Origin of the sequence: Methylobacter arcticus, assembly GCF_050917435.1 — a bacterium.
GTDB lineage: Bacteria > Pseudomonadota > Gammaproteobacteria > Methylococcales > Methylomonadaceae > Methylobacter_A > Methylobacter_A titanis.
In genome coordinates this window covers 2,369,612-2,389,863 of sequence record NZ_CP159583.1, presented here as the reverse complement: position 1 = coordinate 2,389,863, position 20,252 = coordinate 2,369,612, and the positions used below count along the sequence as shown (strand labels likewise).

Sequence of the window (20,252 nt, the reverse complement as noted above, 5' to 3'; positions counted from 1 at the left end):
GATAGGATCGGAGCATGGTGGTGATAAGGAAAGGTGACTTAATTTAAACAAGCGGCTTTTAACGTAAACCTGGACAGTTGAGACGATTGTAGCAGCGATGCCCTCGTCGTGATGACGGCATCGTTCCACGTTCATATAACATCAGTGCTATTTTGGGGCATTTTTGGGCATGCCGCCATGGCGTTTTGGTTTGTCTAGCTTTAGATCATAGTATGCCAAGTTTTCCACCAGTTGTTCCAATTGTTGGTTACGCGCTCATCAACTGAGCCGCATAGAACTCGTATAACTCGACCTTAAGATCGAACAAATGCTCATTCCGCCAACTGTCTTGCGTTCAACTTTTGTTAGGATTTTTAAGTTGTTGCAAAACTTCAATGCCTTTTTTTCGCTGCGCCCTGATAATTTCTAATTCAGTTTGATAATGTTTTGTTAAGCAATCGTCGTCAGTCTGTTGCAAGGCATCGATGATTTGTCGTTCTTTTTTCTTTAGTTTAAGCAGGATTTTTTTCAATTCCTCGATATGTTGTCTTTTTTTGTATTTGTCGGTGTCAAAAAAGGCCTGTAATTTATGGAGTAATTTTTTTATTTTCATCGCTGGAATGACGGGTTGAGTGTAATTAACTGATGTTACGCACCCACCCTTCAAAAAGCGTATTATTTCGGGATGGAAAAAATAAAACTAGAATTATACACAGACTACCTGATCTGCAATAACGGGTTTGCGACGGCGACCGGATTGTCGGCAATGATGGAAGGGGATATAAGCCATGACCAGATGACGCGTTTTCTGGCATCGAAAGCATTTACCTCCAAAGACCTGTGGGGGCAAGTTAAAGCGACAGTACGCCAGATAGAACGGGAAGATGGTTGCTTGATATTTGACGATACCATTCAGGAGAAGACCTGGACGGATGAGAACGAAATCATGTGCTGGCACTATGATCACTGCAAAGGGCGTTCGGTCAAAGGAATCAACTTGCTGAACGCCCTATACTATAGTGGTGAAGTTTCAATTCCCGTCGCCTTTGAAGTGGTGCGCAAGCCTTACCAGTTCAGTGATGTGAAGACCCGCAAGGTCAAGCGGGCCAGTGAGTTCACCAAAAATGAGCTGATGCGGGAGATGATAGCGACCAGTGTGGCGAATGCCATCAAGTTCCGCTATGTGTTGACAGACAGTTGGTTTGCCAGCAAGGAAAACTTTGAGTTCATCCTGAAAAAAGACAAGCACTTCATCAGCGCCCTAAAGGATAACCGCTGGGTGGCTTTAACAGAAGACGACAAGAAAGAAGGCCGTTTTGTACGGATCAGTCAGCTGGAATTGGCGGATCAGCAGGCGGTGCGCGGTTGGATGAAAGGTTTTCCTCATGAGGTGCTTTTCGTCCGCCGGGTCTTTACAAACAAAGACGGCAGCATCGGCCTATTGAATCTGGTATGCAGTGATTTAGCGTGCAATGGCGAACAAGCCGCCACGATCTACCAAAAACGGTGGAAAGTTGAGGAGTTCCACAAGTCATTAAAATCCAATGCGGGGTTGGCAAAGTCACCAACCCGTACGGTCACTACCCAGAACAACCCTGTCTTCATGTCGATCTATGCGGTGTTCAAGCTGGAATGTCTGAAGATAAAACACAAGGCCAATCATTTTGCGCTAAGAACTAAGCTGTTTATCAAAGCGAACCAGATAGCTTATGAAGAGTTGCAAAAATTACTGGCTGCGTAACATCAGTAATTAAATGGTGTAAGGATGATGTTATTGGGTATCCATAGTGTGAACAACATCATTGATTTCGGTTTCATTTAGGCTTAATTGATGTTCAACATCGGCATCGCCGATGTTACCGTGCAAAAACAGCGTTTCGGCGGCTTTCAGCAGGTTTTTTTTAATGCTGCGCATATAAGCGCTGTCATTAATCAGCGAAGATCCGGTTTCAGGGGATATTTTTCGTTCTCTAATCAGTGTTTCAATGGTGCGATTCATTTGCATGTCGTCATTTTTAATGGAAGCTTTTAAGGTGTCCAACGATAATAACGGTAATTCATTGCCTTCAATTTCATGCCTGAACGTTTCAATTTTCTGGATATGCAAGACTATTTGGTAGGCAATTTTGTTGTATTCATCGATTCTGATTTGATTGGTTGACGATCTGGCTCGAACCCAGTTTTTTTGCAAATGCTTGGTATCTTTAATGGCTTCTACAAGATGTTTATTGGCCTCGCGTAGCCAGGAAAGTCTTGACGACTGGGTCATTTCCCAGGTGAATCCGGCTTGGCTGATAAAGGCAATAATAGCGCTGTAGATACCTTTTATTCGCTTTTCATAGCTGGCGTCTATGTCATATTCAATCGGCTGGGCATTTTGATCTATGAGTTGTTTGAGTGAATCATTTTGTTGGAGATCGCGTTGATGTAGGCCAAAAGTGTGCAAAATAATATGAATGGCATTTTCATATAAATGAATGCTTTCCAGTCTGACCGATTCAACGACTGTTTCAGGGAAATCCATGGCGGACGGGTCCAAATATATCGGTTTGAAAATAGCGGGACGTTTTTCGATAAATATTCTTTCCAGTAAAGCAACCTGTTGATGAATAAATGGAAAAAATAGGATAATGCCGGTAAGATTAAATAGACTATGAAATGTCGCTAGTTTCAGCGCATTGTCGGTATCGGCAATACCGAGTTTTGCGCTGACGATGTCAACGGCGATACCGAATTGTTTAATAAAAATCAGGGCAAAGATTCCGGTAGACAGGTTGATTAACAGATGTGAGCCTGCTAGGCGTTTACCCTGAATATTGGCGCCAAGAGCAGCAATAATCGCGGTAACTGTTGTGCCGACATTGGCGCCTATTGTCAACGCCAGTGCATTGTCATAAGTAATTTGATGCACAGAAACCGCAGTAATGGTTAATAGCATGGTGGCATGGCTGGACTGCATGATAATGGTGGCGATGATGCCTAAAGCCGTATAAATAAGTAAGCCTTTGACGCCGGGCATGGCATATTCGGCTAAGTTTATGGTGCTTTCAAAGTGCTCAAAACTTTCTTTCATGTAATGTATGCCGAGCAGCAGAAAACCCAAGCCGGTCAGGATATAACCGATGCCTTTTATCTGCTTGCCGTTCTGGAATACGCATAAAACGCCAAAAACCAGCATTGGCATGGCGTAGGTGGCAATGTTGATTTTCAGCCCCAGTCCTGCGATTAGCCATGCACCGGTTGTCGTACCCAGATTGGAGCCGAAAACAATACCGATACCGGTAACTAAATTAAGCAAGCCCGCACTCAGGAATGATATGGTGATGACGGAGACCAAGCTGCTGGATTGCATCAAGGAAGCCGATAGAAAGCCGAAGCCAAAACTTTTCCAAGTGGTGTTGGTCGTTTTTTGTAGAATTCGCTCCAGTACGCCACCGGTAAATGCTTTAAATCCTTGCTCCAGAGACAGCATGCCGAACAGAAAAATTGAGACACCGGCCGCAATGCCTTTAAATTCTTCACTGAGCCAAAAGCCGTAAGACAATAGCGGGATGACAATCAACAATAGGGCTTTATGCATGGTTAGTTGGAGGATTTTTTTACTTGACTGAGCGAAGTCGAAGTGAATGAAAGGCGGCTGTTTATTCGCCTAAACAGGCTAGATTGGCGGTTGTTTTGCGCCGGTTAGTTTGATGTGCACGGTATCGCCGACACTCAATTGACCGCATTGATTATGCAGGGCATTTTGTCCGAAATAAACGTTATTTTGCCATTTCCGGGTACGGTTGAGCGTAATCAGCGGTTCCTTGCCGGTCTGTGCGGTTTCAGGATCTATTGTTGGAATGGAGCAGCGGGAGCAAGGTTTGGGGAGTCTGAAATCGATAGCGCCAATGCTGATTTCGCGCCAGCTGTCTTCTGTATAGCCGGGACAGCCGGAAATAACCAGATTGGGTCTAAAACGGGTCATAGCCAAATTCAGCTGCATTTCGTTATTTAATACAGTCAGAGAATTTTCTGCAATGATCAGGAAAGGAAAACCGTCAGAAAATGCCACCTTGTCTGAAGGCTTAGCATAGGCGGTATCAACGGGTCGAATGACCTCGTCGGGCTGGTAAACCAGTTGGCAATCTTGTTTTAAAAAATCGCTCAGCCATTGGTCGGCTTCTTTTGAAACGCTACGAGCATCACACTGGTCATGCCAGATGGTGCTGTTAATGAGTTGTCCATCAACGGGTTTAATGGGTAGGAATAAATCTTCCATGCCCGGCGCAGACAGGATTAGGTTTTTAGCAGTCAGTGCGGTTTTAATTAAAGCCATTTCCGGCAACTTGCGCTGGCTAAGGAATTGCCGGTTAGGGTCGATAATCATCCATTTTCTGTCGTACTGAAAGCCTTTTTCAGTGACAGGCCAGCTGGTTGCATGAATGCCTGCTAATGACTTTACGGGATAGAGGGTTATTCCGCTTAAAATAAAATGTGTCATTGGCGATGAGCGGTGGTCTTAACCTAACAAAGATTTTACTGCGTTTTCAGTTATATTGCTGTGAGTTCCTTGTGCCTGGGCCGGGTTACTTTGAAAATCGGCGATAATTTGGCGGGCCATTTGTTGAGCTTGTTCTTTATTTTCTATCGGGGCAGATCTGTCGCTGCTTTTTACCGGTGAAGATGCAGATAATCTTATTGAGGTATCGGAAAGCTGTACTGTTGGAGTAGAAATTTTTGAACTGTCGTCCTGCTCGTTAGTTGATCGGGTTTCGATAGAGGACTCATTTTTTTCCAAGCTTTTTGCGCGTTGGGATGTCGTGGTAATAAGGGGTTCTTGTCGTGGTTGTACTTTGCTGGCGTCCATTTTTATGTCCTTTAGCTTAAGTTAATCGGGCCGTAAAAAACGGCAATGGTTTGATCTTGAACCTAAAATTAGGCCTGAAATAATAGGTATTTTGTTGATGCTGAGCTCTTTGTTGAATGAAGTCAATAGACTATTTGCCAATGATACTGGCATTCTAAAAAGAATGAGTTTTGTTAATGTTATGACCCCTAGTTTTACGGTAGGTTGGCAATTTTAGAATGAAATGTTTCATGCTAGTTTTAGTCAACTTCATCGAAAAACTAAACAAAGTGAATGAATCCGTTAAAATTAGCGCCTGTGTGTTTTATTATTATTAGGAAATGATGCGATCAATTAACTTGTCTCTCCAGGTAACTATTAAGTTTTTATTTATTATTCATTTGCTTAGCGTTAATTTTGTTTATGCCGGGGCTAAACAGACGATCAATATCGCTTATTTAACGCAAGAGCAGAAAGTTCCTCCGCCGATGTCTAATCTGGATGCGTTTATCAAAGATAAGGGCATTTTGGGGGCAGAACTGGCGACTGATGACAATAATACGACCGGACAGTTTACCGGGCAGCAGTTTGTGCTGAAAAAATTCATCGTGCCGCTGGATGGCAATGTTATCGATACCTTTAATAAAGCTATTGGCGATCAATACCCGTATGTCGTTGTCAACTTGCCTAGCGATACGATCAATAGCATCGCAGATTTGCCCTCCGCAAAACTGAAGCTGCTGTTTGATGTGGCGACCATCGATGATGCGCTACGCAATGAGCAATGCCGCCATAACGTTTTGCATCTTTTGCCTAATAGGGCAATGCGTGCCGATGCGCTGGCGCAATACATGATGAAAAAACGCTGGAATAAGTGGTTCTTAGTCATCGGCGCTACCGAGGAAGATCGTTTATTTGCCGATGCGCTCAGGCGAGCGGCCAAACGTTTCGGCATGAAAATAGTCGAGGAAAAAACCTGGGAGCATACCTACGATGCGCGGCGCACCGCACAATCGGATGTGGCGGTATTTTCTCAGGTGGACGATTACGATGTGTTGGTCGTTGCCGATGAGCAAGGCCGGTTTGGTGAATATCTTGAATACCGGACATGGAATGCCAGACCGGTGATCGGCACTCAGGGCTTAATCGCTACGGCATGGCATCGAACCCATGAACAATGGGGCTCGGTGCAGATTCAAAATCGTTTTAAAGAGCAAGCGGGACGCTGGATGGAAGAACAAGATTATGCCGCTTATCTGGCGGTTAGAGCTGTCGGCGAGGCGGCTACCCGGACTCAATCTACTGAGGTAAACCGGCTTAAAGACTATATGTTGAGCGATGCATTCGCGTTGCAAGGCTATAAAGGCAATCCTTTGTCGTTCCGATCTTGGGATGGACAGTTGCGGCAACCTGTTTTGCTGGCAGCACCCAGATCATTGGTCGCTGTTGCGCCGATTGAAGGTTTTTTGCATCCGAAAACCGAACTCGATACCCTGGGTTATGATCAACCTGAATCGACTTGTAAATGGAGTAAATAATCATGAGAAATACATTTGTATCCAGGAATGCTTGTGCGGGCGACTTTAGTCGCCCTTTAGCGCAATGGGCGACTAAAGTCGCCCCTACAGCCGTTTTTGCAATTTTATCGATTGCATTCGTTGCAAATGCGCAAGCAGAAACGGTTTTTGTTACGCTGGAAAAAGATAATGCGCTGGCGGTTGTCGATCCTATCGCCGGTAAACTCATCAAAACAGTAGAAATCGGTCAGCGCCCCAGAGGCATCGCCATCAGCCCCGATAATAAGTTTTTGTATGTGGCAACCAGTGATGACGATACTATCAAGATTATCGATGCCGAGACGCTGAAAGCAGTGGGGCAGTTGCCGTCCGGCGAAGATCCCGAAACATTTGCGATAAATCCTGCTGGCGACCGACTTTATGTCTCCAATGAAGATGATAGTCTGGTAACCGTCATCGACATTGCTGATAAAAAAGCCGTCAAACAGATTAAAGTGGGTGTGGAGCCGGAGGGCATCACCGCGAGTCCTGATAATCGCTGGGTGGTCAGTGCGTCTGAAACCACCAATATGGTGCATTGGATTGATCCCAAAACCAATACTATTGTTGAAAATACCCTGGTTGATCCGCGTCCCCGGGCGCTGGGTTTTACTGCTGATAGTCAGCAGCTGTGGGTTACCTCGGAAATGGCCGGTACCTTGATGGTTCTGGATGTAAAAACCAAGCAGATCATCAAAACCATCTCGTTCGATGTACAAGGCGTGACGCGCGATAAAATCCAGCCGGTCGGCGTAGTTATCGATAAAGACAGCAAACGCGGTTATGTGGCATTGGGGCCTGCTAACCGTGTTGCGGTCATTAATGCGCAGACTTTTGAGGTGGAAAAATATCTGCTGGTTGGGCAGCGGGTCTGGAATCTAGCGTTCTCACCGGATCAAAAAAGGTTATATACCACTAACGGTACCAGCAACGATATTTCGATTATTGATCTTGACAGTCAAAAAGTGACTAAATCGGTCGGTGTGGGTAATTATCCTTGGGGAGTTGCAGTCAAGCCATGAACTCATCCGCCGCATTATTCGTCGAAGATTTAAGTTTCTCTTATGGCGATAAAAAAGCGCTAAACCAGGTTGATTTTAAGATTCAGCCGGGTGAATGCACGATTTTGTTAGGCCCTAACGGGGCAGGGAAGAGTACTTTATTTTCCTTGATTACGCGCTTGTACGATACGCGTGACGGGCGTATCGAGTTATGCGGCTTTGATATTAAACAGCAGACACGATTAGCGCTGGCAAAACTGGGCGTGGTGTTTCAGCAAACTACGTTGGATATGGATTTGACGGTGCTGCAAAACTTGCGCTATCACACCGCCTTGCATGGCATGGGTCGAAAACAGGCTACGCAAAGGATTCAGCAGGAGTTGGAGCGCTTAGCGATGTATGACCGACGCTCTGAAAAAGTACGTCAGCTCAATGGCGGGCATAGGCGGCGCGTAGAAATTGCCCGAGCCTTATTGCATAAACCGTCGGTGCTGTTGCTGGATGAGCCTACCGTTGGTTTGGATGTGCCTAGTCGGCTGTCTATCGTCGACTATGTGCATCGCTTGGCCGGCGAAGAAAAATTGGCGGTTTTATGGGCGAGCCATTTGATCGATGAGATTTATCCTGATGACCATTTAATCGTGCTTGATAAAGGACAGGTCAAAGCCAACGGAACGGTTGACGAGGTTCTTAAGGTAACAAAAACGCCAACGATTAAAGACGCTTTTTATGTATTGACCCAAGGAGAGCAGGCATGACTAATCGGCCGGGAGCGGATTTGCATTTACCCGAAGGGCGCAGGGCAGGGCAGCCCTGCGTGAGGCTGCTTCATTACTGGCGCGCCATGTGGGGCATCATCTGGCGCGAATTATGGCGCTTTGTTACCCAGCGCGAGCGCTTTATTTCCGCCTTGGTCAGGCCTTTGGTCTGGTTGTTTGTGTTTGCGGCCGGATTTAGAGCCGCATTAGGACTGGCGATCACCCCGCCTTACGAGACCTATATTCTTTACGAGGTTTATATTACCCCCGGCCTGATCGGTATGATTCAGTTGTTTAACGGCATGCAGAGTTCATTATCGATGGTTTACGACAGGGAAATGGGCAGTATGCGTATATTGATGGTTTGCCCGTTGCCGCGCTGGTTTTTATTGCTTAGTAAATTACTGGCCGGTACCGGCGTATCCATTTTGCAAGTCTATGTGTTTTTAGCGATTGCATGGTTTTATGATATTCAGGCGCCTTGGCAAGGCTATTTATGGGTACTGCCTGCACTGTTATTGTCAGGATTAATGTTGGGCGCTTTGGGGTTGTTGTTGTCTTCTTTTATCAAGCAATTGGAAAATTTTGCCGGCGTGATGAACTTTGTGATTTTCCCGATGTTTTTTATGTCAACCGCCTTGTACCCTTTATGGAAAATGAAAGAGTCCAGTACGCTGCTTTACAATCTGGCGCACTATAATCCATTTTCCCAGGCTGTTGAGTTAATTCGTTTCGCCCTATACGGCCAGTTTAACAGCCAAGCATTTATTTATACATTCGTTGCCTTTATCGTATTTATGACGGCAGCCATCATAGGCTATAACCCGTCAAAAGGGATGATGACCAGAAAAGGCGGGGCTTGATGTTTCATAATGATAGTTTAGTGATATCGAGGGGGCTTCAACGGTAGTCGCTTTAGGCGAAGCTTATGCGCATTGGCTGCATTGATGTAGGCAATGCACTTGCACGTTTTTGTAGGGCAGCGTAACGCATTACAGTAAATTTGGTGAATATGTGAAGACTTCTTTTTTTCTGGTTATTCCAGCACAACAAAATAATCCCCTGCGCCTAAAAGAATTTGAAGCAAAGGCGCTACGACATTGGGTTGCTGAATTACCTACGGCTAATCCCGGCTTAGCTACGCGCCTGTTGCACGATTTTCTGATAGATTTCAATGCTATTGATATGACTGTCCAGTTAAGGCTGGATGCGCTGGAGCTTTTAAGTCCCAGCGTTCATGTTATTGAAAACTATCTTCGCTCCAGACTGATTACAGCAGGTTTTCCAAAAGAAGAGAATGACAACAAGATTTTGAACGTATTGACCTCAATTGAAAAGGAATTCACTATCGGTTATTGGATGGTGGTTAAGGAGCTAACTAAGCGTGATGTCGGCTGGTTTCAAGGCAAGAATGCAGCATTGGCAATCCAACGCAGCATTAAAGGACTGGGTAGTATTATTGTCAGTCATTTTATTATGGGGATGCCGATACCTGACTGGGTATGGATAGATTTACACTCGCTTTATAGTTTGAGCGTAAAAATAAAGCAGGATACGAATAAAGTTGCCAACGATATAACCCGATCCACTAAATCCAGTAGTGCTGAAGAGTGCTATCGGCAGGTCCTGTTACTCAGTCTCGCTGATCCGAGCGGCTTAATGCAAAAGGAAGTTTTGGTGGCTTATCGTTTTATAGAAACGGTAGCATCTTTGGTTAGCCTAAAAAAAGAACCGGTGAATGGGCAAAAAATACAGTGCATAGTCTTAACGGACGAGGATAAATCACCGCATTATCAATTTGAAGTAGGCGCTAAAAAAGATTCAGCCATGTTGTATTTGGATTTTTCCAAATTATTTAAGGCTTTTAAGCAAAAAGAAAAATTGATCAATGCGGCGGAGGCAAGGTTTAGTTCAATGCTATTATTGAACAATAATAGCGGAAAACCCGCTGCAGAATTGTTGGATTATCTTGAACAGCGATGGTTGGGAATTGATTTGCAGGGCGTGCCTCTCTTTAGTGATAGAGCGGATCGATATATTGCCGTAGGCTTGGAGTCAACCCATGAACTGCAAAATGCCAGAGGCGTTGGCGGTGAAAAAGAGATGGAACTTCTCGTTCAATCGGCGTCTGACCGATTATTATCCTGTAGTTTTGAAAAAACCGGCGTACTATCGGTGGGTAGCTTGGTTAGTTTTAGAAAAACAGACAGTTTAGAACATAAACGTTCATTAGGAATAGTCAACAAGGTCATTGTCGATAAGCAACGCGGCAGAATAAACTTTGGCATGCAATTATTGGCTGATGCATCTTTTAACGTCACGTATGTTCAATTGGATGAAATGGGAAAAGAGGTTCCACAAAAAGCCCTGTTTTATAGCGCAAAAGAATCGGAGGGTGAAAAAAGCTATATTATTACCGATACTTTTATGCTGAAAGATGATGATGTTATTCGAATGTTTATGAACAATGAAGACTTTCCTGTTGTGTTGAGTAATAGGAAGAATGTCGGCTTGGGTTACCGGCAGTTTGAGTGTCGACGGGTAGCGGAAAAAAGCAAGTTGGTATCGGTACAGGATAAAAAAGGCTACGATTTCATTTAAATAATGTATGTTATTGAAATATAGTAATATATGTATATAGCGCTTGAAAAGTTTTTTTATCGTGGTAAGTTGGCATGTCAAGTTGATTATTAGTGATGAGTTGTCAGCTTTTTAATCGTAGTGAGAATGTTTGTATCTATGAGTTATCGAGGTAGTCAGGTAATATACTTTTAGTAAGAGCCTGAAAATAATAAAAAATTATAATTGAGAGGACAAGAAATGAGTAATGAAGAGAATGCTAAAAAAACGGTAGATGCTGCAAAAGAAACGGGTGGAAAGTTGCTTTCATCAATGATGGACTTAAAAGAAAAAAGTCCAAAAGTATTTTTTGGTGTTGTGGGTGGCGTAGTCTTCCTGCTGCTTGTTATTATGTTGAGTGGAGATGATTCAGGTACTATTTCCGGACCTTCGGCCAAGAACCTTGTTGCCGGGCAGCGGTATGTTTTGAAAAACCCCAATACTTATGAAATTGAATCGCCTATTAAATTGCTTCCCGTACCTGGGTCTATGGCGGCATTTGATGATAGTGAAGATGATGGCAAAGGTAAGGTTGAGTCTTGCAGGCGTATAGCTCAGGGCACATCGGTTATTATCACCGGCTTCCAGGATTTTGCAGGAAAGAAGAATGCATTCGTGAATGTTCAGGTTGATGATGGTCAATGTAAAGGCAGTTCAGGCTGGATTTCGGCAATTGATGTTCAATAAAGATTGACAAGGCTGAAATAAATCTTATAATGGACAAATAAATTGAAGTGCGGGAATAGCTCAGCGGTAGAGCACAACCTTGCCAAGGTTGGGGTCGCGAGTTCGAACCTCGTTTCCCGCTCCAATTAATTTAAAAAAAAGCCGCGAATCTATCGCGGCTTTTTTATTTCCCTTTTAGGGCTGCGTAGCAAAATGGTTATGCAGTGGCCTGCAAAGCCATCTACGGCGGTTCGATTCCGCCCGCAGCCTCCAAAAGAGTAGAATAAAATCAACCACTTAACTGTGGTTTTTTTATGCCTGTTACTTTTTAATTACGTTAAAAATAGGTAGAAATACGATCAAAATAGGTTAATATTCGTTACTAAAGTGGTTGCAACCATTCTGAGACGTATTGGCAAGGGGCTTACACGAGTTTATTCAGGTAGGGGATGCAAGGATGCTCTTGATTTTGCCTTTGCATCCGTGTACGATTTTTCTCGTGCTGATAATTCAGCCTACCGGAGGGAATATCCGGTACTATAGTGGACCCCGAAAACCGGACAATAGTTTAAGCTATGCTCTGTCGATAAATGAGAAGCAGGAAATGAGCGAAAGCAAACGGAAGATTTATACAGGGGCGCAAAAAGCCAAGATCGCCTTGGAAGCGGTTCGAGGCATAAAGACCATCAATGAGATTGCCCAGGATAACAACGTCCATCCGACTCAGGTTAGTCAATGGAAAAAGGAATTGATGGACAATGCAGGCAGCCTGTTTGATGGTAAGCGGGGACCGAAGCCTACCGATGCACAGAGCGATCCGGATCGGCTGTATGCCAAAATCGGGCAATTGAACATGGAATTGGACTGGCTTAAAAAAAAGTCTGGACTCAGCCTATAGATGAGCGGCAATCGTGGATAGCACCGGATAATACTGGCGCTATCCCTGCAATGCAAGCTGCTCCAGGTTACGCGCTCGGTCGTCTATGCCCATAAAAAGCGTTTACTGAAAGCCGTTGATGAAGATGAATGCCTGTTGTTGCAGTTGCTCGATGAAGAGTATACGCGGCACCCCTTTTATGGCTCACGGCGTATGACGAAATACTTATGCGGACTTGGGCACAGGGTTAATCGCAAACGAGTTCAGCGCTTGATGCAAACGCTAGGCCTGGCTGGGATGGCCCCTGGCCCCAATACCGGTAAGCCGCATCCGCAACATAAGATTTATCCCTATCTGTTAAGGGGCATCGACATCATTCGCCCCAATCAGGTATGGAGCACTGATATTACTTATATCCGGCTACCGCGCGGCTTCGTTTATTTGGTGGCAATCATCGACTGGTATAGCCGCAAAATACTTTCCTGGCGGTTGTCGAACACCATGGATGCGGGATTCTGTGTCGACTGTTTGGAAGAAGCCATCAAGGCCTACGGGATGCCTGAGATCTTCAATAGTGACCAGGGATCGCAATTCACCAGCGATGCTTTTACTGGCGTGCTGCTCAACAGCGGCATCACGATCAGCATGGATGGGCGTGGTCGCGCACTGGACAATATTTTTGTCGAGCGGCTCTGGAGAACGGTGAAATATGAAGAAGTCTATTTGAAGCAGCATGACAGTGTACAGAGCTTGCTGATGGGATTGACCGACTACTTCATGTTTTATAATGAAGAGCGGCGTCATCAATCATTGGGCTATGAAACACCCAGTGTGGTTTACCAAACAGCTAGGGGTGGCGGTGCAATGATCGTGGATAAATACGGGGCGGCAGAAATATCAGTTCCCGTATCAAAAAATTGGGACAGCGCCATTCAGCTGGAGTGTGAACAGGCCTCTATCTTAAATTAAGGCATTATTTGTCTGGACAATGGGGTCCACTTTAACAATTAGACAGGGATTATTAGGTAGCTGGGAAGTCATTATCCAAGTAAATGCGCGTATTATATAAAGTCGAAATCCGTAACCACAGAGTACTTTGTTAAAAGGAGAATGGTCATTTCATTTACAAAATTAGTTGCTTTGCTCATTTTATTTTCGACAGGAATATTGTCGTCTTGTGCCGAGTTTAAAGAGGCGGGAAGAACAATAGGCCATACGACTATTAATGTTACCAGAGAAATTGGTCATGGAACTAGAGATGCTGCTAAGGAAATCGGTCATGGTACGAGACGCGTAGTCAATAGCATTGGGGAGGAAACTAAAGGCTCCGAGAAACCACTATCTGATGATGAGCAATAACGTAACAAACCTGATTTAAAAAATTGAATTTTCTACTAACGGATGTTCAGGGGATTGCTCGGTTTTAAAGTCGAAGAGACCTGCCGACTGCAATACAGATATTTCATCAGGTCTGACGTATATAAACGGACGGAGTTGGCAACGGTGGCAGCTATTTTTACGAAGTTGCCGGATAATGCTGCAACTAACCTGTATTTGTAGCGTTGTCTTGCGAATAAAGGCCTACCCAGTTCTGATTAAGATGGCATCTTGGTGCGAACATCAGTTGCTTCAGACAGCATAATCACTGGAAATCAGCCAGCTTGGTCAATAAATAGTCTATATCTTTTTCGGTATGCTCTGCGCAAACCTGCAATCTGATTTCCTGTTCACCTTGAGGGACAACCGGGTAATTAAGCCCGGTAACCCGGATATTATGCGCCAATAAATGCGTTACCAAAGCTGATGTTTTTTCCGTATTTCTGGTCAGGATGGGGACGATAGGATGTTCACCCTGTAGCGTTTCAAAACCCAGTTGTTCAAGTCCTGATCTAAGCCGGACGCTAAATGCCCGCAGTTTTTCCAGTAGATGCAAGCCTTCATCACTGCTAACAATGGCTAAAGCCGCGCTTGCCGCAAGCGCTTCAGCCGGCGTAATCGGGTTTGAATAAATATAAAACGGTGACGTTTCCCGTAAATAATCAATGACCGTCGAACTGGAAACGACATAGCCCCCATTCACACCAAAGGCTTTACCGAGCGTAGCAATTAAAATATCCGCCTTACCGCGGGTATATTCCTCTGTACCTCGCCCGGTCCGGCCAAACGCGCCAACGCCATGCGAATCATCAACAATGCTGATAATGCCTTGTTCATAGGCCTGTTCATGCCGTTTGCAGCAAGCGCTTATTTTATCGAGATGGGCGTAATCACCGCGCATACTGAAAATTCCGTCAGTAACCAGGCAAACGCGCTTGACCCGGCCTTTATAAGCTTCAAGAATGTTGTCCAGCGCATCGATATCTGCATGCGCATAAATTTCTTTGCAGGCCGGATGGGATAAGCGTATCGCATTGATAATGCAGTTATGATTCAGTGCATCGCTGATGATTAAGGTATCGGCAGTAATAAATTGAGGCAGGACTCCCAGCATAGTCGTATAAGCCGAGCTGAACAGCATTGCCGATTCGCGACCATGAAATTCAGCCAGTTTTTGTTCCAGTTCAATATGCGGTTGGTAAGTGCCGCTGATAAAACGAACCGCTCCGGGGCCTGTGCCGAATCTTTCAGCGGCCGCAGCTTCCGTTTTAATAACCAATGGATGCACGGCAAGCCCCAGATAGGAGTTTGAATTCATCCGTAAGAAAGCTCTATTCCCGTAGCCTTCAAGAAAATAACGGATGCCAAAGCCATCAGCTGCAGCTTTCATGCCGGTAATGACTTTCTCATTACCCTTGCATAGACCTTGCTTTTGCAATGCGGCTAACTTATCGATGAGCAGTGGCTCTAATTTATTCAGTGACATAATGCCTCCGGTTATTTAGCTAGATGAGCGTGATTTTCTCGAGCATATCTGTGACCATTGCCGACAAATCGAATTGAGCCTGCCAGCCCCACTCAGCTTTGGCGGCGCTATCGTTCATATGTTTGGGCCAGGAATTGGCAATGGCCTGCCGTAATGGATCGACGATGTAAGCGATAGTGAACTCAGGAATATGTTTTTGTATTTCTGCCGCTAACTGCTGCGGGGTAAAGCTCATGGCCGTCACATTAAACGCGTTTCTGTGCTTTAGCTGCTTGCTGTCCGCTGTCATCAAGTGAATAGCGGCATCAATAGCGTCGGGCATGTACATCATGTCCAGTTGCGTATCGGCCCGAAGGAAACAATCGTAATGCTGTGATTTTATGGCCGCATAAAAAATATCCACAGCATAATCCGTCGTGCCTCCACCCGGTAGGGTTTTGCTGGAAATCAGTCCCGGATACCTTAAGCCGCGTGCGTCAACGCCAAAGCGATGATGATAATAATCACAAAGCAGCTCGCCTGAAACTTTGGTAATACCGTAAAGGGTCGATGGTCGCTGAATAGTGTCCTGCGGCGTATTCATAGACGGGGTTTCTGTGCCAAAGGCTGCTATGGAACTGGGGAAGAACAGCGCGCATCGGTGTACTCTGCAAGTCTCCAATACATTGAGCAAACCGTTCATATTGACGTCCCAGGCCTGCTGCGGCTTTTGTTCCGCAACAGTGGAAAGCAATGCGGCGAGATGAAAAATGGCATCAATGTTATTAGCGTCTACGACTTGATCGATTGCCGACGCATCGCGCACATCCAGGCGGCAAAAAGGCCCCGATGGCGTTGGTTCGTTCAAGACTGGTCTTTTATCGGCAGCAAACACATTTTCGGCGCCATAGTTATTGCGCAAGGCTACCGTTAATTCCGAGCCGACTTGCCCGGTTGCACCCGTTACCAGTATTTTTTTCATTTGCGCCTGCGCTGTTTTACTAAGGAGAATTGCTATAACAGGACTATAGGATACACCTCCTTGCTCATCAGGATTTGGCTTTGCCAAATCAGTCCAAACTAGACTTAATCTGTCCTTAATTATTCCACTATTCACCAATTTATATCCTGGTTAGTGTGCGCCGTGAATGAATAAAAAGGCTAGATATACTATTCGATTACTGTTACATTCGATAGGCGGGTAATCGAGCGGTAGTGTTTATTACTGACAAATAGTGAATAAAATAACTCGATAGGTACCCGTGAAAATACTCAAATATTTACTTAATATTATTTAAGAAAAACAGAGGAAATTTCCATGATAAGAATTAAACCGTACAAAAATATTTTATCGCTTACATTGCTGACCGTTGCGACCTTGTTCGCAGGAACAGCAACTGCTAAATACATCCCTTATAAAGGTTCTGCCGCAGCAGGGGAAAAGGCCATTGAATCAACTGAAGCAACATCTAAACAAACCATTCAAACCATTGATGATAAAGGTTCTGCCGCAGCAGCGGAAAAAGCCATTGAATCAACTGAGGCAACGCCTAAAAAATCCACAGAGGTTCATTCGGCTCAGGCATTGGAGCACGCGAAAGTTGCTGCTACGCACGGTAAAGCGGGTCACGCCAGTGTTTTGACCGAGCATGCGAAAGTAGCGCTTGAGCACGCACAGGCCGCTGAACAAGTGCTGGAAGGGAAGCCTAAAGCACACTTGACCGAAGCAGTTACGCATCTTAATGAAGCCATAAAGCACGGTAATATGGATCACGCTGATGTTGCGACAGAGCACGTTAACGAAGCAATCACTCACTTAGAGACCGCTGCACAAGCCACAGAAGCTCAACCAGCTGAAGCAACCGAAAAATCCCCAGAAGCTCATTCGGCTCAGGCACTGGAACATGCAACAGTTGCTGTTACGCATGGTAAAGCAGGTCACGCCAGTGTTTTGACCGAGCATGCGAAAGTAGCGCTTGAGCACGCACAGGCTGCTGAACAAGTACTGAAAGGGGAAGCTAAAGCACACCTGGCCGAAGCAATTACGCATCTTAATGAAGCCATAAAGCACGGTAATATGGATCACGCTGATGTTGCGACAGAGCACGTTAACGAAGCAATTACTCACATAAAAGCATCGATCGGTGAATGATGCTGCTTATCTGATGAGCCTCTGATTAAGCTAGAAGGTTCCGGTGATCCATTCATGGATCAAGGTCTGATCAACTCAGGTATGAGTTGATCAGATCTGCCTTAATTATTTTTCCTTGTATTCGAAGGAATTCAAACCGGACTTTTGGGTTGCTGAGTAATGATCCATCCACCAGCCAATACCATCCAGGTTGATTCTACTGAGATATAGTCATGGAACAGTTTTTTAACTTTCAGCCACTGAAAAGAACAATGGATGCCCCTGATTTTTCCTGCTAACCGGCTAAATTGATCAGTAGGTCGCCACACAGGATAAGGAGCTATCTAATCAACCCGACCCATAAGCTACCGTTAAGGTTCTGTACGTAACCCAGAATTCCGGACAAACACAGTAGGTTCAACGCTATCGATAGTGGGCGTGAAATTAGTATCGTTATGGTATTATCATCAAACTTCAAATAGTATTATCTTGCTGTCTTGCTATTTGACAACAGCAACCTACAAAACCGTTCCTTCATTTAGGCTTATTAGAAACACTGGCATAACGACGGAACTCCAGATTGATCACACGTTTTCTATGAAACATATCTTATGTCAAAGGAAGTAGCGCAATTTTTGGGCAATAGCGCACAGTTATCGTCGCTTGGCTTTGCAGTCATTACTGCAAGCGGAGTCATTACCCATGCCAACTCCGCATTCTGTGAAATGCTGGCCGTCTCTGCTCCTGAGGCTATAGTGGAGCGTTCGCTGGTGGAACACGTTGCTTCGCGTTTTTACTCGACCAGTGCCGATTTATCCCAAGCACTTAAGCGCCACGATTTTTCGTCCATCGAATTGCACCTAGAACATGATTCAAAACCCTTGACATTGCAAATCGCCTCGGGCGATAGCGGTTTGCGTATGCTGGTCGCAGTTCAGCTGCCGAAACCGGCGGTTGACTCCGCATGCTTCAATACCCTTTCGCATCGTGACCCCTTAACCGGACTCGGTAACCGCTTGTTGCTAGACGAAGCCATCGCAAGTTGGCAACCAAGAGAACCAGAGATTTTATCGCTGGCAGTGATCATGATCGACCTTGACCGCTTTAAGAACGTTAACGATACCTTGGGTCACGGCGCTGGCGATACCTTATTGAAATTAGTGGCCAAGCGTATCCAGTTCGCCACACGCGACCAGGACACGGTGGTTCGGATGGGCGGTGACGAGTTCGTGGTGCTGCACACAATAGGCTTGCAGCCCAGCGGCGCGGAATCAGTAGCTAAGCGGATCGTCGAACTTATGAGTCGTCCATTCCTAATTGATGGTCAGCAGGTGAACATAGGTGCAAGTGTCGGTATAGCGGCGCTCAATCACGGTACTGCTAATATAACCGATCTGCTGAAGCACGCTGACCTTGCGCTCTATGAAGCTAAGGCAGCCGGTCGTGGCATAGTTAAATTTTTTGAACCGGCACTTGCCCTGCAAGCCATGGCGCGGCGCAATCTCGAAATCGATCTGCGCCGCGCATTAGCGCTCAAAGAATTCATATTATTGTATCAACCGCAAGTCAATATGGTTGACGGCACCTTAGAAGGCTTCGAAGCACTGATTCGCTGGCAGAGTCCAACGCGAGGATTGGTGTCGCCGACAGACTTCATACCGTTAGCCGAAGAGACCGGCGAAATACATGCCATCGGCGAGTGGACCTTGCGTATGGCCTGCAAGGAAGCGATGAACTGGGATGGCCGCTTCTCGGTGGCGGTAAACGTATCGCCGATCCAGTTCGAAAGCGAAAGAATCGTCGAGGTTGTGCGCAATGCTCTTGCAAGCACTGGACTTCCGCCTGAACGACTTGAGCTCGAAATCACTGAGAGCGTATTGATGAAGGACTTTGACAACGCCCTAAAGCAACTCTGGGCGCTCAAATCTCTCGGTGTCGGGATTGCAATGGACGATTTCGGCACCGGCTATTCATCACTTAGTTACCTGAACAGTTTCCCTTTCTCCAAGATCAAAATCGACCAGTCGTTTGTGCGCGGAGAAAGCTCTCCGAAGTCGCGTGCGCTGGTACAGGCAATCATTAGCTTGGGTGTAAACCTTGACATGAAGACGATCGCCGAAGGTGTGGAGACTAAAGAGCAATTTGATCAGCTGGCTGCTGGCGGATGCTTGGCGGCACAGGGTTATCTTATCAGCCGTCCCATTTCCACTATGGCGATTGCGGAGTTTATTTCCAATCTCAAAAATCAAAAGAAGCTAAGTTAAGAGGCGTCAACTATGAATAAACTACTTTACCGACTGGTGTACATTAGTCGTAACGAAATTGCTGGCGATGACGAAACGGTTCGCCGCGAAATTGAACACATTTTGGCGACTTCCCGAGTAAAAAATCCAGTTGCACACATTTCGGGAGCACTCATGTTCAATGCTGGCTGCTTCGCCCAGGTTCTGGAAGGGTCGCATGATGAAATTGTGAATAGTTTCGAGCGCATCCAATGCGACCCAAGACATTCGCATGTCGTTGTACTCACATTCGAGGCAATGACGGAGCGCAGATTTTCCAATTGGTCTATGGCTTATCTCGGCACGGATTCCAAAGCGTCGGCCAAGTTTGGCGACATTATGCAACAATCCGGTTTTAATGCCACGTTGCTGAAAGGCGATCGCATCTTCGACTTGCTGAATGAGCACCTGCTGGAAGCTGAATCAGCCGCATTTTAAATGTTAGCCTGGAAAAAAGTCGGGCTTGCCAGACATGCGCGTGAGCTTAGGGGAGGGTGCAAAATTAGTCAGTTAATGTCAGATTTACTCTTTCAGATTCTAATCCGGTCGAGTTTATTCTTTGATCCATATTGGTTTTTAGGCTGCTTGGTTACGCATCAGCTCCCGGCTACTGTTGATCCTGATATACCCGGCAACTCCGCTGTCTATTCCTGCTGTATTTAATAGCCCAATCTGGTATCTTGCCTCTTGGCTTGGCTGTTTATAATGTCTGA

The 20,252-nt window shown here is 45.5% G+C and carries 17 protein-coding genes, 2 tRNA genes and 1 pseudogene; 14 read left to right on the top strand and 6 right to left on the bottom strand.

Annotated features, from left to right (window positions below):
- Positions 1 to 334 precede the first annotated feature (334 nt).
- Positions 335 to 592: a hypothetical protein gene (locus ABXJ76_RS11345; protein WP_432740596.1), complete on the bottom strand. Its 258-nt coding sequence runs from the start codon at positions 590 to 592 to the stop codon at positions 335 to 337.
- A 72-nt stretch (positions 593 to 664) separates the two neighbouring features.
- Here ABXJ76_RS11345 and ABXJ76_RS11340 point away from each other — a divergent pair, with 72 nt between their 5' ends.
- Entirely contained in the window at positions 665 to 1,720 is a 1,056-nt protein-coding gene (locus ABXJ76_RS11340) for an IS701 family transposase (RefSeq protein WP_432740595.1), read from the top strand.
- 30 nt (positions 1,721 to 1,750) lie between these two features.
- On the opposite strand, the gene ABXJ76_RS11335 is transcribed toward ABXJ76_RS11340, so the two are convergent.
- The 3 genes from ABXJ76_RS11335 to ABXJ76_RS11325 form a co-directional block, all read right to left on the bottom strand.
- On the bottom strand, positions 1,751 to 3,559 hold the full coding sequence (locus ABXJ76_RS11335) for a Na/Pi cotransporter family protein (protein ID WP_432740594.1): 1,809 nt from the start codon (positions 3,557 to 3,559) through the stop codon (positions 1,751 to 1,753).
- A gap of 78 nt (positions 3,560 to 3,637) precedes the next feature.
- On the bottom strand, positions 3,638 to 4,462 hold the full coding sequence (locus ABXJ76_RS11330) for an MOSC domain-containing protein (RefSeq protein WP_432740593.1): 825 nt from the start codon (positions 4,460 to 4,462) through the stop codon (positions 3,638 to 3,640).
- Between the two features lie 18 nt (positions 4,463 to 4,480).
- Complete coding sequence (locus ABXJ76_RS11325; protein WP_432740592.1) at positions 4,481 to 4,828, bottom strand: hypothetical protein; 348 nt, start codon at positions 4,826 to 4,828, stop codon at positions 4,481 to 4,483.
- Positions 4,829 to 5,151: 323 nt separating this feature from the next.
- On the opposite strand from ABXJ76_RS11325, the gene ABXJ76_RS11320 reads away from it, so the two are divergent.
- From ABXJ76_RS11320 to ABXJ76_RS11275, 10 genes and pseudogenes are all read left to right on the top strand, one after another.
- A complete protein-coding gene (locus ABXJ76_RS11320) occupies positions 5,152 to 6,345 on the top strand; it encodes an ABC transporter substrate-binding protein (protein ID WP_432746505.1) in 1,194 nt (397 codons plus the stop codon).
- A 2-nt stretch (positions 6,346 to 6,347) separates the two neighbouring features.
- On the top strand, positions 6,348 to 7,385 hold the full coding sequence (locus ABXJ76_RS11315) for a PQQ-dependent catabolism-associated beta-propeller protein (protein WP_432740590.1): 1,038 nt from the start codon (positions 6,348 to 6,350) through the stop codon (positions 7,383 to 7,385).
- Complete coding sequence (locus ABXJ76_RS11310) at positions 7,382 to 8,122, top strand: ABC transporter ATP-binding protein (protein ID WP_432740589.1); 741 nt, start codon at positions 7,382 to 7,384, stop codon at positions 8,120 to 8,122. Before ABXJ76_RS11315 ends, ABXJ76_RS11310 begins: the two co-directional genes overlap by 4 nt.
- Positions 8,123 to 8,181: 59 nt before the next feature.
- On the top strand, positions 8,182 to 8,985 hold the full coding sequence (locus ABXJ76_RS11305; protein ID WP_432746503.1) for an ABC transporter permease: 804 nt from the start codon (positions 8,182 to 8,184) through the stop codon (positions 8,983 to 8,985).
- 151 nt (positions 8,986 to 9,136) lie between these two features.
- On the top strand, positions 9,137 to 10,723 hold the full coding sequence (locus tag ABXJ76_RS11300; protein ID WP_432740588.1) for a hypothetical protein: 1,587 nt from the start codon (positions 9,137 to 9,139) through the stop codon (positions 10,721 to 10,723).
- Between the two features lie 219 nt (positions 10,724 to 10,942).
- Positions 10,943 to 11,428: a hypothetical protein gene (locus ABXJ76_RS11295; RefSeq protein ID WP_432740587.1), complete on the top strand. Its 486-nt coding sequence runs from the start codon at positions 10,943 to 10,945 to the stop codon at positions 11,426 to 11,428.
- 49 nt (positions 11,429 to 11,477) lie between these two features.
- Positions 11,478 to 11,552 (top strand) — tRNA-Gly (locus ABXJ76_RS11290).
- 54 nt (positions 11,553 to 11,606) lie between these two features.
- Positions 11,607 to 11,680, top strand: a tRNA-Cys gene (locus ABXJ76_RS11285).
- Positions 11,681 to 12,011: 331 nt separating this feature from the next.
- Positions 12,012 to 13,253, top strand: a pseudogene (locus ABXJ76_RS11280) (IS3 family transposase).
- 141 nt (positions 13,254 to 13,394) lie between these two features.
- Positions 13,395 to 13,643 carry a hypothetical protein gene (locus ABXJ76_RS11275; RefSeq protein WP_432740586.1) on the top strand — a complete coding sequence of 83 codons (249 nt, stop codon included), beginning with the start codon at positions 13,395 to 13,397 and terminating at the stop codon, positions 13,641 to 13,643.
- Positions 13,644 to 13,926: 283 nt separating this feature from the next.
- Here the strand turns inward: ABXJ76_RS11275 and ABXJ76_RS11270 are convergent, their stop codons facing one another.
- Positions 13,927 to 15,147, bottom strand: coding sequence for an aminotransferase class I/II-fold pyridoxal phosphate-dependent enzyme (locus ABXJ76_RS11270; protein WP_432740585.1), 1,221 nt, complete (start codon positions 15,145 to 15,147; stop codon positions 13,927 to 13,929).
- 19 nt (positions 15,148 to 15,166) lie between these two features.
- Complete coding sequence (locus tag ABXJ76_RS11265; protein ID WP_432740584.1) at positions 15,167 to 16,108, bottom strand: NAD-dependent epimerase/dehydratase family protein; 942 nt, start codon at positions 16,106 to 16,108, stop codon at positions 15,167 to 15,169.
- 336 nt (positions 16,109 to 16,444) lie between these two features.
- Between ABXJ76_RS11265 and smbP the strand changes: the two genes are divergently transcribed.
- The 3 genes from smbP to ABXJ76_RS11250 all read left to right on the top strand — a co-directional run bounded on the left by smbP (position 16,445) and on the right by ABXJ76_RS11250 (position 19,977).
- The gene (smbP, locus tag ABXJ76_RS11260) at positions 16,445 to 17,278 is read left to right on the top strand and encodes a small metal-binding protein SmbP (protein WP_432740583.1); all 834 of its coding nucleotides are present in this window, start codon (positions 16,445 to 16,447) and stop codon (positions 17,276 to 17,278) included.
- Between the two features lie 590 nt (positions 17,279 to 17,868).
- Positions 17,869 to 19,521, top strand: a complete 1,653-nt coding sequence (locus ABXJ76_RS11255; protein ID WP_432740582.1) for a putative bifunctional diguanylate cyclase/phosphodiesterase — start codon at positions 17,869 to 17,871, stop codon at positions 19,519 to 19,521.
- Between the two features lie 12 nt (positions 19,522 to 19,533).
- Complete coding sequence (locus tag ABXJ76_RS11250) at positions 19,534 to 19,977, top strand: BLUF domain-containing protein (RefSeq protein ID WP_432740581.1); 444 nt, start codon at positions 19,534 to 19,536, stop codon at positions 19,975 to 19,977.
- Positions 19,978 to 20,252: the final 275 nt, after the last annotated feature.